We start from the raw sequence: 16,869 nt of genomic DNA on the forward strand, positions 1-16,869 counted from the left end.
CGTGCTACGACTTTTTCCTGGCGTGGATTGAGGACACCGCGAAACCGATCATAAAAATGCGCTTTAGCGATATAGAAGCCAACGCGATCCAGTGTTACCTGTTGTGCCGGAGGCGTCGCCTTAATCTGGGACCGGACGCACTTCTCTCCGCAGGCCGTCTTTCATGCACTGATCGACATGGCGATGTCTTGCCATGTTGCGATAACGTGGGAGCGAAGTTTTCGATGATCTGCGGCGAAGAGATGTTTGAGGTGAAGAAGGAAGAGATTGGCGATCTGGCCATGGACTGAGACGAAACGCTGGCATTGCCGGGCCGATTTGAAGCGCATCATACGCCGTTCCCGTCGTTGCACGGGAAGATGTGAATTCTCTGCCCGATTGTTGATGCCCTTGTGAGATCAGCGCTCGACACCCGGCATCAGTTCCGCCTTCGCTACAGCGTAGGACCGCAGCTTGTCGGTGACCATGACCCGTGGGGCGATGCTTTGGCCTTTGAGTATCTCGCGCAGCAGCCGGAGAGCAGCTTTGCTGTTTCTGCGGGTTTGTAGAAGCGCATCAAGAACGTAGCCATTGGCATCAGCGGCGCGCCAGAGCCAGTATTTCTTTCCCTTGATCGACACCACCATTTCATCAAACTGCCATTTGTCAGCAAAGTGGCCCCGCGAGCGCCGACGAAGTTGGCGGGCGAATTCAAGGCCAAACTTTGCAGCCCATTCCGAGACGGTCTGGAACGAAACCTCAATACCGTGCTCGGCAAGCAGATCTTCAACGTTGCGAAAGCTGAGCGGAAACCGGTAATAGAGCCAGACCGCATAGGCGATAATCTCGGCGGGAAAGCGGTGGCGTCGAAAATGAGCAAGATGGGGTTCGGTCATAGCCATCGAATATCAAATCGTTCCAGACTATTCCGTTAACACGCCGCCACCATGCCGACTGAATGACGTTCGCGATCAGGTTAAAGTAACGGTGCCCGCCAGTGAGGGCGAAAGTTCGCCCTCACTAAAGCGCAGCTGCGTCTGGCCTAGGCATCAATGGCTCAGCGCGACTCTTCTGGTTCCGAACTGTGCAAGGAACTGAAGATCGAGCGCATTACCCGCTATCGCTACGCTGGCCCGAAAGGCTAACTCAGGGACTATGGAAAGCGCGTGCTCGGCTTGGCATAGGATTTCGCCCCCTCCCGCAAATAACCCGCATTTTTTCTTTTAGATAAATATGGTTAACCCGCTATAAATGGCCGCAGATATTTGGTAATGATTCGGCGAGCATGGATTGTAATGGCACAGGCCGCTCCGGCGCGAGACGATCCAATCCAGATATGCCATGACAAATTATGGGGCGGTAATTGAAAGTCTGGTATCTCTCTGGAGCGTTGTTTCTGTGTCTGGCGCTGGCTTCTTGTGCAACGGGTGACCCTGTCAGTCTGGCCAGCGGGAAACAGCAGGTCAGTGTGGCGGAGGCCTTTATCCTTCCGGGAGACCGCCCCGTATCCGGCGTCGTTCAGGAGCGGGCTTCGAATGCTATAATTCAAAAGGTTATCCTCGGCGCCCATTCCCGCGTAGCCGGGGAAAGCTATCTCAAATCTGTTTTCTTCGGTCCTGTCAATTCTGTAGGCGCCACCGAAAAAACGGTTTCATATCAGCTACTTGACGAAGCCAGAATCGCGCGCGAACTCCGCGCGGAGCTGCCCGGAGTCAGGATGACCCGTTCCCCGTTCTATGTTCAGAATAATTACGGGCCCTTCGGCTACGCGACCGGTACCAGCGCGGCTGGCGATACCTGCCTATATGCATGGCAGCAAATCCGCTCCCCGGCATATAACCAGAATCTTTTCCAGAACCTTGGGCGGATAGATGTCCGGCTGCGTATCTGTGAAAATGGAGCGCGTCCGGAAGCGCTGCTTTCCACCATGTATAATTATACCATCAATGCGACTATTTCGGGCGCTGGGTGGAATCCTTTTGGTGAACCCGCTGGTCCTTCGGCCGATCTGGGGCGTCTTGGCCGGCCGATCTACGCTCCGGCGGTGAGCGATCCTTATGTGGCTAATTATCCAGACGATAACAGCCCCCCGACGAGAAAACGAACGGCTGCGCCGTCCTCCAGTGCAGCCGCTGCGGCACCCAAACCGGCGGCAGGTTCTCCCGTTGCTAAAACCCGGACGGACAATGCTGTTTATCCGGCAAATGCTGCCGAAGCATTTCCGCAAGCTCCGATCGTTCCGTTGCCGCAGCAGGTAAATCCGGCGCACCCTTTAGCGTCCGTCCCCTCATCTGCCGCGCACAATGCATCATTGAACCAGTCTGCGCCAGCGGCGGCACCAATGGTGCCTTTTCCGGCCGCAGCATCTTTGAAAGAAAGCGAGGCCACTGTCGTCGTGCCTTCTCCCTGTAACGTCGTAGAAGGCCTCCGGTCTTCCGATCGTAGCGAAACGATGAAGGCAGCCTGCCCATGAGAAGAGAAGGAACCATGCGGTTGCGCATATTGATGGATCAGACAGATGGCTAGGCTTGGGGTTTTCGTCTGCTGGCTTCTCTCTGCGGCATGTGTGCTTCTGGTCACCTTCATGCCGATCAGCCTGTCCACGCAACTCATTTTGGGCGTGAGCCTTCTCGTCCTCGTTGCCGTACTCAAGCATTTTCGTGTCGGCGGAAAATGGCGTCTCGTCGTATTGGCGCTCGGCACTGCAATCGTGCTGCGTTATGTCTACTGGCGCACGTCCCAGACGCTTCCCCCCATCAATCAGCTACATAACTTCATTCCCGGCATCATGCTTTATCTCGCTGAAATCTACAGCGTGATGATGCTGGCGCTGTCCATGTTCGTGGTTTCTTTTCCACGCACTTCGCCTCCCGCCGTCGCCTTATCCCCTGATGACATGCCTACGGTCGATGTCTTCATTCCCACCTATAATGAAGACAAGGAATTGCTTGCCAATACGCTTGCTGCTGCCGTCAACATGGATTATCCGACGGATAAGCTGAATATCTGGCTGCTGGATGACGGCGGCACCGACCAGAAATGCGATTCCGCCAATCTGCTGGAAAGCAAAAAAGCGATTGCTCGCCGCAAGGAACTGCAAGCCCTATGCGCTGATTTCGGGGTACATTATCTCACGCGCGCGCGCAATGAACGCGCCAAGGCAGGCAATCTGAACAATGGCCTTGCGCATTCCACGGGACAGCTCGTTGCTGTTTTCGATGCGGACCATGCGCCCGCCCGCAATTTTTTGACCGAAACGGTTGGTTATTTCAACGAGAACAGCAAACTGTTTCTGGTCCAGACGCCGCATTTCTTCATCAATCCCGATCCCGTGGAGCGCAATCTGCGCACCTTCAATCTGATGCCCAGCGAGAACGAAATGTTCTACAGCATGATTCAGCGCGGGCTGGACAAGTGGAATGCGGCTTTCTTCTGCGGCTCTGCTGCGCTGCTTCGACGCGAAGCGCTGCTTGTAACGGATGGCTTCAGCGGCGTCAGCATTACCGAAGACTGCGAAACCGCCGTCAATCTACATGCGCGCGGATGGGACAGTCTTTATATTGACCGTCCACTGATCGCCGGGCTGCAACCCACGACATTTGCGAGTTTCATCGGACAACGCAGCCGCTGGGCACAGGGCATGATGCAAATTCTGCGCTTCCGTTTTCCGCCGCTGCTTCCCGGCCTCTCGCTGCCGCAGCGGCTTTGCTATATGTCGTCCACCCTTTTCTGGCTCTTTCCCTTCGCGCGTATGACCTTCCTTATCGCGCCACTGTTTTATCTGTTTTTCGATCTTCAGATATTTGTCGCTTCCGGCGGCGAGTTCATGGCCTATACCTTGATTTATCTATGCGTAAATCTGATGCTGCAAAACTATCTTTATGGCAATTATCGCTGGCCGTGGATTTCCGAACTGTATGAATATGTGCAGTCAGTGCATCTGCTGCCTGCGATCATTTCGGTGATCGCCAACCCGCGCAAGCCGACTTTCAATGTCACCGCCAAGGACGAAAGCATTCTGGTCAGCCGCCTGTCCGAGATTGCCCGGCCATTCTTCATAATATTCTTCCTGCTGATTATTGCCCTCATCGTTGCCGGTTACCGTATTTATACCGAACCCTATAAGATAGACGTGCTGCTTGTGGTGAGCGGCTGGACACTTCTCAATCTCGTGCTTGCCGGCTGCGCGCTCGGCGTCGTCTCGGAACGCGGAGAAAAATCCTCCAGCGTCCGCGTGAAAGTGACCCGCCGCTGCGAGGTGAAGGTCGGCGAGGAATGGGGCCAGTCGACGATCGATGACGTTTCCGCAAATGGAATGCGGATCACGATCTATGCGAACGATATTTCTGCTCCCACGGTCGGCAGCGGGATTTTTGTCCGATTTATCACCCATTCCGGTCAGGAAAGCGGTGAGTTACCTGTTGAAGTGCGCAATATCGAGCGGGATGGCGATCTCATTTCGTTCGGCTGTCTCTACAAGCCGAAAAATGCCGGACACCAACGGCTGATCGCGGACCTCAATTTTGCAAATTCAGCCCGCTGGAGTGAAATCCAGAAAAAGCGCCGCACCGATCCCGGCGTCATTCGCGCGACTTTATGGTTCCTGGGCCTGTCGTTTTATCAGACTGGCAGAGGACTGTCCTATTTCTTCGGCCTGACGAAGACGGTGGACAGGCTTTCCGAGGCTCCGGGTAAATCCGCCGTGCCGGGTGAGGCCCAAATCGTCAAGGAAGGAAGCGAGGCATGATCAGCCCTGCACAAAAACGCTTCCGTTCCGGCCTTCTTGCAGCCTGTATCTGCGCGCTCCATCCGTTCTCCCCCGCTTTTGCGCAAAGCGGGTCATCTTCGGCTGCTCCTTTCGATATGTCTCCCGAAGGGGGCGCGGTAACAGCACCGGCGGCTCCGCGTCCTTCAATAAGCATTCCTGCTATCGAAGGAGGAGGCACAACAGCGTCCAGCAATAATATCCGGCCCTGGCGGCGTTATATTATTCCTTTCGACCTTCTAACCCTGCAAGGCGAAGCAGACCGCCATAGCTGGACTATCAACCTGACCGCAGAGGAAGCCAGCGCCCCGGCCCAGCTTAATCTTGGCTATCAGAGCGCCATACTTGTTGCGCCGGAAACGTCGAGCTTCACAGTCAGCCTGAATAATGTCGAACTGGTCAAGCAAGCGATCAGGGCGACAGGTGATCTGGGGGAATTACATATAGATGTGCCGCAAGGGCTTCTCAGAAGCGGCGCCAATACACTCACCATCAGCGTCCAGCAACGCCACCGTACGGATTGCACGATTGAATCCACTTACGAACTCTGGACGAATATCGATCCTGCGAAATCCTATCTCACTTTTGACCTGCCTTCAGGCGCTTCCATCAGGAAGCATGGATTCCTGACGAAGGAGGATATTCAGGCAATTGGCGTCAATGAAAAAGGAAGCACGCATTTCAATCTGGTCGCGCCGGGAGCGGGAAGTGGCGACAGCGGTATCAGCCTGCTGAAATTATCGCAGGCTCTGGCGCTGATGAGCAACATGCCCAACCAGATCTTTGCCATCGAGAAGACGCTGCATCCGACCCTGATCCATCAGGACGGTGTGCGTTCGGGTGAATTGACGGTTCTGATCGGTACGGATACGCAACTGGCAAGCGCCTTCAACGATTTACGTATTGCCCCGAGCGAAGCGGATGCCGGTCCGATCCGATTTGTTTCCAATCAGGAAACCGGTGAGCGGTTTCTGCTGATCGGCGGCATAAACGCAAGGGAAGTCGAGCAGAATATCCAGCGTCTGGTTGCGCAGGTCGAAGGGGCTGACGATGGGCAGCGCACGACCATCCATACGCGTAACTGGCAATTGCCGAATGCGAAAATACTCTATGACGCCACTTCGCTGCCATTTGCGGAATTAGGCGTCAATACGCAGCAATTTAGCGGAAGACGGCTGCGCGAACAGTTTACCATCGGCATTCCAGCGGATTTCTATGCCGAAGCCTATGGCTCGGCGACCATTCTGCTGGACGCGGCCTATTCCCCCGAAGTCCTGCCCGGCAGCCATATCGATATTTATGTCAATGGCGATATTGCCACCACGGTGCCGATCACCAATGAGGGCGGCGGCGTGATGAAGCAATTGCCGATCAAGGTTACGATGAACCATTTCCGGCCCGGCCTCAACACGATTTCGCTTGAAGCTGTTTTGATGACGGATGCCGACAAGAGCTGTATCGTCGGGGGCATATCCTCGAACACGCCGCGCTTCGCGCTGTTTGACACGTCGAAATTCGTGATGCCGTCCTTTGCACGACTGGATCAGGCGCCCGATCTCTCCGCCACGGCGGGAATGGGTTATCCCTACGCCACATCAGCGAATGAAACCACTGTTTTTGCCGATATGAATGACACCAACGTGCTTTCGGCTGCTGCAAATGTCATAGCCCGGCTGGCGGTTTCCTCCGGGCACCCGCTGAAATTGAAGTCCGGCGATACGCGCGATGATCTGCGCAACGGCCATGCGCTGTTCATCGACGCGATTTCTCACATGGACCCCGCAATTCTTACCCAGGCAGGCATCGATCCGCAATCACGCAGCACCTGGAGCGGCGACGATGTGGACGATAATGTCGAGCGCAATCACAGTTACACGCTCAATGACTGGCAGGCGCAATTCCAGACCGGCTGGTATGCCCGCCTGCAGGGTTTCTTTCAAAGAATGGGCGAGACTTTCAATCTGTCGGGGTCCGGTTTCATCCTGTCGCCCGACAGCGATAGTCCCTTCAATCCACCTTTGGCCACGTCCCTTGTTACCGCTCAGGGAATGGACCCGGACAAGGAACGTGTCTGGACGGTCGTGACTGCAAAAGATACCGTTGGTTTACGAAAATCCGTGGAAATGCTGGTCCGGGAGGCCAATTGGGGGCGGCTGGACGGACGCCTGAGCGCCTTTGATGACAATGCGCAGGCGGCGGAAGTCGTTCCGGCGACAAAGATCACCTATATGGCCCTGCACTCCCTTTCATTTGAGAATTTGCGGCTTGTTGCAACCAACTGGTTTTCTAAAAATGGCCTGTTCTATGTGATCGCCGTGGTGATTGCCCTTGTTCTGCTGGAGCTTTCCACTTCGGCCCTGCTTGCTCATTCCGGGAGACGAGAGGGTGAGGAATGATGATAAATCGCATGTTCCCGGTTTGCATTCTGCGCATCCTGACGATCCTCCTGTTCTGCATGGGGCACAAGGCGGTGGCAAATGACAGTCCTGACCAGATCATGAGCCTGCAAGCCCCGACAATCAGCGCGAGCGAATGGTCCGCCTATGCCGGAAGGTTTCTTTCCGAAAATGGTCGCATCATTGATGATGCCAACGGCAATATCAGTCATAGCGAGGGGCAAGGATACGGATTGTTGCTGGCGGTGCTGGCCGATCGGCGGGCAGATTTTGAACTCATCTGGCGATTTACCGAAACCGAACTGCTCATCCGCCGCGACGGGCTGGCCGCATGGAAGTGGGATCCGATCGCGCGCCCGCATATAACCGACACCAACAATGCGTCCGACGGCGATATATTGATCGCCTATGCGCTGGCATTGGCGGCACACAAATGGCAGAATGAGATTTACTGGGACAAGGCTGCCACGATCGCCGGTTCCATCCTGAAAAAGCAGGTTATCGAGCATAATGGCCAGACTATCCTGCTTCCGGCCATGCGTGGATTTTCGCCCGAAGAGCGCTCCGATGGTCCCATCGTAAATCTTTCCTACTGGATTTTTGAGGCGCTGCCGGTGCTCAACCAGCTTTATCCTTCGACACTATGGGAGAAGCTGGGGAAGGACGGTGTCGAACTTCTTGGCGAGGCGCGTTTTGGCAGCAAGGGCTTGCCCGCCGACTGGACAAGCATTGAGGGCAAGCCGCAGCCTGCGTCGGGTTTCCCCGACGAATTCGGCTATAACAGTCTACGCATCGTGCTTTATCTCGTGCGGGCGGGATCAGGAAAAGACGTTATAACGCAGCAGCTGGCAAAAGCCATGCGGGGTGCGGATGGCGATGTGGAACTGGTCAAGCTGTCGAGCGGAAAGAGCACGGCCTCATTGAGCGATGCGGGTTACAAGGTCATCCCCGAACTTGCTGACTGCATCCAGTCGGGAACGCGGCTTTCCCCGGCCTTGAGCACTTTCGCACCCACATCCTATTACCCCTCTACCCTGCATCTTCTAGCGTTGTCCTTTGCACGCCAAAATCATCCGGAGTGCTTATGAAAAAGCTGTTCACGGCATTTGTTCTGGCAATCATTGCATTGGTCGGCATCTTTTTCTGGCGAGACGGCGTGGATGGCGTCGCTGACGGCAAATTCGCCTTTTCCGATACAGACGCGTCAAAATCGGAAACGCTGATCAAAGGCATCTTTCGTGCCGCACAGGCGGGCGATCAGCCAGCGACGGCTCCGCAAGTCGACGAAAGCGCCCTGCGCTATTTCGCTTCCCAAGGCGATACGGCAAGATTCCAGGCAGAAATCAAGCGCCTCAAGACACTTTATCCCAATTGGACTCCTCCCGATGATCCTTTGGCGCCGGCGGACAACCGTGACGAAAAGCTCGATGAGCTTTGGGCTCTTTATGGGGAAGGGCGATATGCTGAGCTGCGCAGGCTTATCGCGTCGCGCAAGGTAGAAGATGCTGCATGGGAAGCACCAGCAGAACTGCTTCAGAAACTTGAACACGCAGAAAAACGCCAGCGGCTGGTCAATGCATCCGACAACAAGCAATATGACATGGTGGTAAGCCTCGCCGCAGAAGCGCCGGAATTGCTGGTCTGCGGGGAAGTCGATGTCTTGTGGCGGCTGTCTGAAGCATTTGCGAAACTTGGAAAAACCGATCGCGCGCGCGATGGTTATATCTATATTCTGGACAACTGCACGGTTCAGGAAGAACGTCTGGCAACGATCCAGAAAGCGCTTGCGAACCTGCCTTATAACGAGGCTCAGGAGGTTCTGGCACATCAGAAAAACGGCACGGACGGCAAGGAAGAATTCGCGCCGCAAGCTGCCGATATTGCCCGCCATTTTCTGGCTTTGGCCGCTGGCGATCCTGAAATCAAGCTCGATCCGCACTATCTTTCCACTGTGGAGGCGCTTGCAGAGCAACAAAAACTCGCATCAGACGCAGAGATGCTCGGATGGTACTACTTGCGCCGCAATGATATGAAGCCCGCCGAAAACTGGCTGCTCCGGGCGCAGGAAAAGGATGATAGCCCCACCATCGCGCAGGGGCTGGCACTGGTGTTCAGCAGCCAGGCTCAATATGAGCAGGCTGAAAATGTCATGTATCCCTGGCGCGAGCAGTCGCCAGAAGCAGCTTCACTGTATTTTTCCGCGGCTACCAATTTGCTGGCTTCCGATCCTCCGATCAAAATGCCTGCCAATATTCCCCAGAATGTAATGACGCGCATTGCGGCTGCGACTATAGCGGCCAAAAATGCCGATACCGCGCAGCAACTGGGCTGGTATGCGCGTTCAGTGGGGCAGCATGCGTCCGCCATGCAGTGGTTCCAGACGGCTTTGGCGTGGGAGAAGTCCAATGAGCCTGCCGCCTATGGCTTGGCTCTGAGCCTTCATCTGGCCGAGGATCAGGCGGCACTCGCCAGTCTTAAAAATACATGGTCCGGGCATTCACAGCGCATAGCGGATGTCGGGACGGAGCGCGCTCGACACAGCAATCCGGCGATTGCTTCGGCTGTCCCGGAAAAAGCGGCGGCGCGGCCCGCCCAATCGGCTTCTGCAACAAAACACACGGTCGCGGAGGCCGCAAGACGCCGTGCCACTCCGGCAAGCGCCCGCAAAACGTCGACAGCCAATATCCGCGATTGCCAGCAGCCCCTTGCAGGCCCCTTGCCGACCGGCGGCAGCGCCGTCGCGCTTGGCTGGTGTCAGATGGACCGCAACAGACCGGTGGAAGCTGTGAAGAGTTTTGAATCCGCTCTTGCCAGTGGAACTTCGGCCGAACGCTCCGACGCAGCTTATGGACAGGCTCTTGCCTATCTGAGGCTCGGACTGCTCGATCAGGCTGCCGCAGCTTCGATCAAGGCACCCTTGAGCAAACAACGGCAGAAGGAATTGCGGGTTGCAATCCTGTCTGATCGTGCTCTTGCGGCATATGAGGGCGGCAATTTCCGCGAGACATTATTGTTGCTGGAGCAGCGCTCGCAACTTGCGGCTCCACGCAAGGACCTGATGGGATTGCAGGCGGCGGCCTATCTCAGGCTCAACCGGCTCAACGATTCCCGTATCGTCTATGAAGCTCTGGCCGCATCCGGTGACCGGGAAGGTATCCGTGGGCTGGCGGTGGTCAGGGAATTGATGGGGGAAAACTAGAACATTTCCCTCAAAAGCGTGAAGCGCTTTTGTCTGGAATAATACGTAAAACAAACAGATAAGGCGGTTTCGAGGATTGTGTTCAGACTGGAGCCGCTCGAAGCGCCGTTTTCAGGATGACGGATTTTCTGATCCGTGAGGGCTCGACATGCGCATAAGAAGCAGACAGAACAATATGTGGAAAGCTTCTGCCCGTTTAAGCTGCGGTGTGGTTCTTTATGCAGGGATTGCGACCGGCTGGATAGCTCTCGATAGTGGAAAGGCACAAGGTGCCGAGCCATTCCAGATACGCGCAGGCGATCTGCGGACGGACCGGCTGGCACATTCAGCAGAGCCCGCGCCATTTCAAATTCTGGAAAGCGATCTTGACACCAGAACCATGGTTTATTCCGGCACCCAATCGGCAGGCGATGCGCAGATTACCAATAATAGCGGCGAACAGATCCAGTTCAGAGATGACAGCACGGCATCCTCGGCGGCCATAATCAATAATACCGGCGGTGCGACGGATTTTCATGATCAATCGACCGCCGCTTCCGCCTTCATTACCAATAATGCCGACGCCCGTCTGTCATTCAACCAGAACGCCACCGCCGCAGATGCCCGCATCACCAATAATGGCGCGGGCGTGCTCCTATTCAACGATGGAGCGTCGGCGGGCGATGCAGTCATCACCAATAATGGCACCGCCACATTCAATGGCCATTCCAGCGCTGACAATGCGTTGATCACCAATAATGCGACCGGCCAGATTGATTTCAACGATCGGGCACAGGCCGGGCGGCGTAATATTTATAATAATGGCCAGATTCGCTTCAATGGCCAAAGCAGCGCGCAAAACAACCAGATCGAAAATAATCAAACGGGCCGGATCAGCTTTTCAGGCGACAGTTCCAGCGCAAACGCCATGGTCAATAATAGCGGTGGGCTTGAATTTACCGACGCTGCCACCGCCGGGCAGACGGCAATCATCAATAACCAGACCGGCTCGATTGCATTCAGCGGAACATCAAATGCCGCAGATGCAACGATTACCAATAATGGTTCCGTCAGTTTTTTCGGTGAAAGCCACGCCCGGGACGCACGGCTGATCAATAATGCAGGTGCAGCTTTGGCATTTCGCGAGCAATCGGGCGCTGATGCCAGCATGATCGTCAATGCGGGCGATCTGACCTTCAGCGACAGAAGCTCGGCCGGATCGGCGACCATATTGACCAGCGAAGGCGGTGTAATACGGTTTCAGGATCAGGCGGATGGCGCAAGCGCGTCGCTTCACATCGACCAGAAGGGCGCGCTCGACACCAGCCTGTTGTCAACGCAGCACCTATCACTTGGCTCATTGACCAGCGCAGGCGACATCAATCTTGGTCGAACGGTTCTGAATGTGCAGAACAAGGCGGTTCTGAACGACACATCCAGAATGAGTCTCGTGCTCGGCTATGGCCAGCTGATTGCCAATGATGTGGAACTGCAAAATGGCATGCTGGCAATCACGCGTGCCGACGATTTCCTTTATGCGATAGGCGAAACCTATGAGATCGTTTCCGGCGCGACTTTTTCCGGTTCCGGCTTCTCTTCCGCTGTGGCCCATGACTTTGCCTTTGTTGATCCGCGTCTGAACACGCCCGGCACCGCGATCACACTTGATCGCAATGATGTGCGTTTCGAGGCGGTCGCCGAGACGCGAAACCAGCGTTCCGTCGCCGCCGCTATAGAGAGCATGGAGCAATCCGCATCTGTTTATCGCGCGATCATCAGCAGCTCGCGGCCGCAGGCGATGGATGGCTTTGATCAGCTTTCGGGCGAAATTCATGCGACATTGATTGGCACTATTCCCGATCAGGGCAACCTGTTCAGGATGAACCTTCTTGAGAATGCCAATCATGCGGCCGTCGCGAGCCTTGGCGGATTTCAGCCATGGCGAAGCTGGCTGGCCGCGAGCGGCTCAACACATACCTATGATGGCGATACACTGTCCGCAAAAAGCGAGCTTACAGGTTATAGCATTACCGGAGGTTTCGACCGGGCGATTACAGATGGCTTTGCGCTCGGATTTGCCGGAATATATGAGCAGAACACGCTGAAAATATCGGGGCGGGCAAGCAGCGCCGATATACGCTCATTTGGCGCAGGCATCTATTCCGGCTGGCAATATGGTGATTTCGGGCTGCGCGGAGGCGCTACCTATCAGCACCATGCAATCGACACCCGGCGCGGGATCACCTTGTCCGCCTTGAATGGTTCTTTGCAAAGCGACTATAATGCATGGACAGGACAGATTTTTGCCGAAGCGGGCTATAATATCGGCCTGGCCGGTTTTCAGGTCGAACCATATCTGGGCGTGAGCTATCTTCGCAGCCGTTTCGATGGTTTTGCGGAATATGGTCTTGGAGATGCTGCGTTGAGCGGGCCATCACAGACCGCCGACAATGCACTTGGCATGGCTGGCCTGCGCATCAACAAGCGCTTCGATCTCAATAATAATTTCCGCCTCGACACGCGCTTTGCCGTGGAGTGGAACCGGGCATTTCATGAATATAGCCGGGTGCGCTATTTATCCTTCAATTCCGGCCTGCCATTTGAAACCGCCGGTTCCGATGTCGGTCGCGACAGCGCCGCACTCAGCGCGCAATTGTTGTTCTCGCGCTCCGATAGTCTAGAGTTTGGCGCATTCTATAATGGCCTGATCGGCAAGAATAAAAGCGGCCATCGTTTTGGCGCCAATGCAACAGTGCGGTTTGGCACCGATACCCCCCGGACATGGGAGCGCTGATCCAAACCTGGCTCTGGAGAAATGAAAATTTTGCAGCAAAGCTCGCTCGCATGCGACAAATTTATGACGAACTCATAAACGCGCTGAAAACAATTGGCGGTGTAGGTTCCGGCGCATGATTCCAGCAGATTACCTTCGTGGCAGGAGATTATGATACCGCAATCCGCCTTAATTGCACCAGTCGACCTTCAACCCGCGGGCGCCGCTATCAGGAACAGAGGCATTGAGGGGTTTCTTCGCGGTGAAAATGCCAGGCTTGACCTGCATGTCCTTTACAGGAACTGGCGCACCGCGAAGAGAGCAAGCCACTTGCCGCTTTACGATGAAGCCGTTCTGGGCCGCATCGGACGCGCGGGCAATCATACGGCACTTGTTCGCGCCCTATCGGATGGCACCTTCGTCTTTGCACATGCCGGTCCCGCTTTTGAGGAATGGATCGGCGAGGAAGCCTCAGGACGCACTGTCGATGCGTTGCAGCCCGGTTGTGCCCATCTCCTTCTCGAAGGCATGCAGGATGCGTTGCGTCAGAAGCAGCCCATTCATCTCGTCGCCTATCCCGAGCACAGCGGTTATGTCCGCGCCCATGACCTGGTCATCTTTCCGCTATCGAGCCGCTGGGGCGGTTCGCTACTTCTCGCCTACGTCTGCCCGCGCCTGAAAAAATACAGCCTCGTAGACGCGATCTTCGCTTCGACCACGAATGGTCTCATGGCGCTGACGCCGGTGCGCAGCCGGGAAGGCATTGTCGATGATTTCCGGCTCGTGGCGCTCAATCAGGGTGCCGCCGATCTCGTTCGGCAATCGATCGATGAATTGCGCTGGCAGCGTCTCACGGACCTCTTTCCGCATCTGCGCAGCACAGGGGTCATAGTTCAACTGGTTGAGGCGTCGCGAACCAAGGTCGCCGTTGATTTCGAGTTCCCCTATCCCTCATCGCATCGCGGTGTACGATACTTTTCGATGCACGCTTCCGCCATGGAGGATCTGGTCTCAGTCAGTCTGGTCGACGTCACCGAAATCCGGAATCGGGAAGAATCCTTCCGCCTGCTGTTCCAGGACAGCCCGCTCCCGATGTTCGTCTATAATCCCGAAACCATGCAGATGCGGGATGTCAACGTAGCCGCCGTCGAGCATTATGGCTATGGCCGCGACCATTTCCTTTCCATGGGCCTGTTGGACATTCAGCCACCTGAGGAAAGGGAACGTGCGCGCCAGATTTTGGCTCAGCCATCAATCCCGACGGACACAGGCGATATCTGGAAGCATATCAAGGCCGATGGCTCCATCATCGAGGTCCGAGCCTATTCCCGCCAGGTTGATTATAAGGGACAGCCGGCGCGTCTGGCGGTGGTTGTCGATGTCACCGAACAGCGCCAAACGGAAGCACGCATCAGCTTCATGGCGCATCACGACGCGCTGACGGCACTGCCGAACCGGGTGCTCTTCCTCGACGAACTGCGCCGCACCCTGCGCCACTTCGAACGCCACAACCAGCCGGCAGCGATCCTTTGCATCGATCTCGACTATTTCAAGGACGTGAACGATACGCTTGGCCACCCCATCGGCGACAAGCTGCTGCAACAGGTGAGTGAACGCCTCCGCGGAGCCCTGCGCGACAATGATCTCGTCGCCCGCCTTGGTGGTGATGAATTTGCCGTTATCCAGCGCGATCTTGCCGAGCCCGGCGATGCCGGCGCGCTTTCGGATCGTCTGATTTCAGTGCTGTCCCAGCCCTATGACATAAATGGCCATATGATGGTGATCGGCGCCTCGATCGGGATCGCCCTTGTGCCTACTGACGGCGATAGCGCCGACACGCTTCTCAAGAATGCCGATATGGCTCTCTACCGGGCAAAGGATGAAGGCCGTGGCACTTTCCGCTATTTCCAGCCGGAGATGGACGCGCGGGTGAAGGCCCGCCGCGCGCTTGAAGTCGAATTGCGCAGGGCTCTGGTCGCGGGCGAGTTTGCCCTTCACTATCAGCCCTTTGTCTCGATCGAAACCGGCAGGATCAACGGCTTTGAAGCGCTGTTGCGCTGGCACCATCCCGAGCGGGGCATGGTGCCGCCAATCGAGTTCATTCCTCTGGCAGAGGATATCGGTCTCATCGTTCCGATCGGCGAATGGGTGCTGCAACAGGCCTGCCGCGACGCGGCCAGATGGCCGGACGACACGCGCGTCGCCGTCAATATCTCGGCAGTGCAGTTCAAGGGTCAGAAACTCGCCAATGTCGTGAATACAGCCCTGGCCATGTCCGGCATATCGCCGGGGCGTCTCGAACTCGAAATTACCGAGTCCGTATTGCTGCATGACAGCGAAGCCAATGTTGCGATGCTGCACCAGCTCCGGGCCCTTGGCGTCCGTATCTCGATGGATGATTTCGGCACCGGTTATTCCTCGCTGTCCTATCTCCGCTCGTTCCCATTCGACAAGATCAAGATCGACCAGTCCTTCGTGCGCGAGATCGTCAATAGTTCCGGCGATGCGGCCATCGTCAGCGCTGTTGTCGGCATGGGTACCAGCCTTGGCATCTCGACAACGGCAGAGGGCGTTGAGACTATCGAACAGCTTGAGCGATTGCGAGCCGAGGGCTGTACGGAAGTCCAGGGCTACTTCCTGGGCCGCCCCATGCCCGTAAGCGACGCGCAACAATTGCTGGCGCATCAGATCTGACTTGGATCTTTGCTCCAAAACCCATCCGCGCCATCGCTTGTCGGTGTGTCCGGGGCTCTGATGGGATGGACGCCCCTCCGACGGCCTTCATGTGGCAGAATGGGTGCGTTTAGCACCATTGAGGAGGATGCGGCCATGGAAGAGATTACTACAGTTGGTTTGGATCTGGCGAAGAATGTATTTCAGGTCCACGGAAGTGACAGTGACGGACGAGTTCTGTTGCGCAAGAAATTACGACGAGAGCAATTGCTGCCATTCTCCGCCAAACAGCCTGTTTGCATGGTGGCGATGGAAGCGTGTTCCAGCAGTCATCATTGGGGCCGAGAGATTGGCGCTCTGGGGCATACAGTTCGATTGATCCCGCCAGCTTATGTGAAGCCATTTGTGAAGCATCAGAAGAATGATGCGGAAACGATCTGCGAGGCAGTTTTGCGTCCTACGATGCGGTTTGTGCTGTAAAAAGTGAACAGACCCAAGCTGCAGCTATGTTGTTTAAAGCGTGTGGCATCTATTCGACCTCATACCCTGCGGCTTTGAAGAAGTTTTTGCATTCATCGACGGAGAATAGGCTGATGATGCCACCGATGGCTTGCGTGATGGTATCGAAGCTGTGTGCGGCTCGCTTTCGCAGAAGCGCCTTGAGTTTTGAGAATGCCATTTCGATGGGGTTGAGGTCTGGCGAATAAGGCGGCAGGAAGAGAAGCCATGCGCCTTTCGCTTTGACCAACAACTCTGCTCTTTCGCTTTTATGGAAGCCGACATTGTCGAGGATGACGATGTCGCCGGGCGAGCGTGTCGGCACAAGCTGTGTTTCGATCCATGGCGCGATCAGGCCATGGCATCGCAGACCAGCAATAAGTGCCTGGGTTTTCCAGTGACCGAATGGAGCATAGGCGGCAAAACAGCTGCCTCTGGCAGACCATCCGGTGCGTTTTGACAGGCGTGTGTTTGTTGAAGAAAGGCTTTCGGCGATTGATCCATAGATCACGTGCCCTAGCGTCTGGCGACGACGCCTGTCGGCTCCGTTGATCGGGCAATTTCTGCTCGCACTGCAGGGGTCGTTCGCGCTTGAGGATGGATTTGC

8 protein-coding genes and 3 pseudogenes are annotated in these 16,869 nt (G+C 55.9%); 9 read left to right on the top strand and 2 right to left on the bottom strand.

The window, feature by feature from the left end:
• Positions 1–161: 161 nt before the first annotated feature.
• Positions 162–875: pseudogene (locus DKP76_RS12335) on the bottom strand (IS6 family transposase).
• Positions 876–980: 105 nt separating this feature from the next.
• Between DKP76_RS12335 and DKP76_RS19400 the strand changes: the two are divergent.
• From DKP76_RS19400 to DKP76_RS12375, 9 genes and pseudogenes are all read left to right on the top strand, one after another.
• Positions 981–1,124 (top strand): annotated as a pseudogene (locus DKP76_RS19400) (recombinase family protein); the annotation flags it as partial.
• A 323-nt stretch (positions 1,125–1,447) separates the two neighbouring features.
• Positions 1,448–2,452 carry a cellulose biosynthesis protein BcsN gene (bcsN, locus tag DKP76_RS12340; RefSeq protein WP_245410232.1) on the top strand — a complete coding sequence of 335 codons (1,005 nt, stop codon included), beginning with the start codon at positions 1,448–1,450 and terminating at the stop codon, positions 2,450–2,452.
• A gap of 45 nt (positions 2,453–2,497) precedes the next feature.
• Complete coding sequence (gene bcsA, locus DKP76_RS12345) at positions 2,498–4,726, top strand: UDP-forming cellulose synthase catalytic subunit (RefSeq protein WP_109707066.1); 2,229 nt, start codon at positions 2,498–2,500, stop codon at positions 4,724–4,726.
• Positions 4,723–7,140 carry a cellulose biosynthesis cyclic di-GMP-binding regulatory protein BcsB gene (locus tag DKP76_RS12350; RefSeq protein ID WP_109707068.1) on the top strand — a complete coding sequence of 806 codons (2,418 nt, stop codon included), beginning with the start codon at positions 4,723–4,725 and terminating at the stop codon, positions 7,138–7,140. The genes bcsA and DKP76_RS12350 overlap by 4 nt, the downstream gene beginning before the upstream one ends.
• On the top strand, positions 7,137–8,228 hold the full coding sequence (locus tag DKP76_RS12355; protein WP_109707070.1) for a family 8 glycosyl hydrolase: 1,092 nt from the start codon (positions 7,137–7,139) through the stop codon (positions 8,226–8,228). The genes DKP76_RS12350 and DKP76_RS12355 overlap by 4 nt, the downstream gene beginning before the upstream one ends.
• Positions 8,225–10,339, top strand: a complete 2,115-nt coding sequence (locus DKP76_RS12360) for a cellulose synthase (RefSeq protein WP_109707071.1) — start codon at positions 8,225–8,227, stop codon at positions 10,337–10,339. Before DKP76_RS12355 ends, DKP76_RS12360 begins: the two co-directional genes overlap by 4 nt.
• Before the next feature lie 175 nt (positions 10,340–10,514).
• Positions 10,515–13,112: an autotransporter outer membrane beta-barrel domain-containing protein gene (locus DKP76_RS12365; RefSeq protein WP_158279440.1), complete on the top strand. Its 2,598-nt coding sequence runs from the start codon at positions 10,515–10,517 to the stop codon at positions 13,110–13,112.
• A gap of 309 nt (positions 13,113–13,421) precedes the next feature.
• Positions 13,422–15,785, top strand: coding sequence for a putative bifunctional diguanylate cyclase/phosphodiesterase (locus DKP76_RS12370; protein WP_158279441.1), 2,364 nt, complete (start codon positions 13,422–13,424; stop codon positions 15,783–15,785).
• A 135-nt stretch (positions 15,786–15,920) separates the two neighbouring features.
• Positions 15,921–16,282 (top strand): annotated as a pseudogene (locus DKP76_RS12375) (IS110 family transposase); the annotation flags it as partial.
• Between the two features lie 11 nt (positions 16,283–16,293).
• Here DKP76_RS12375 and DKP76_RS12380 read toward each other — a convergent pair.
• The gene (locus tag DKP76_RS12380) at positions 16,294–16,773 is read right to left on the bottom strand and encodes a transposase (RefSeq protein ID WP_245410222.1); all 480 of its coding nucleotides are present in this window, start codon (positions 16,771–16,773) and stop codon (positions 16,294–16,296) included.
• Positions 16,774–16,869: the final 96 nt, after the last annotated feature.

The organism is Falsochrobactrum shanghaiense (genome assembly GCF_003149535.1).
Lineage (GTDB): Bacteria > Pseudomonadota > Alphaproteobacteria > Rhizobiales > Rhizobiaceae > Brucella > Brucella shanghaiense.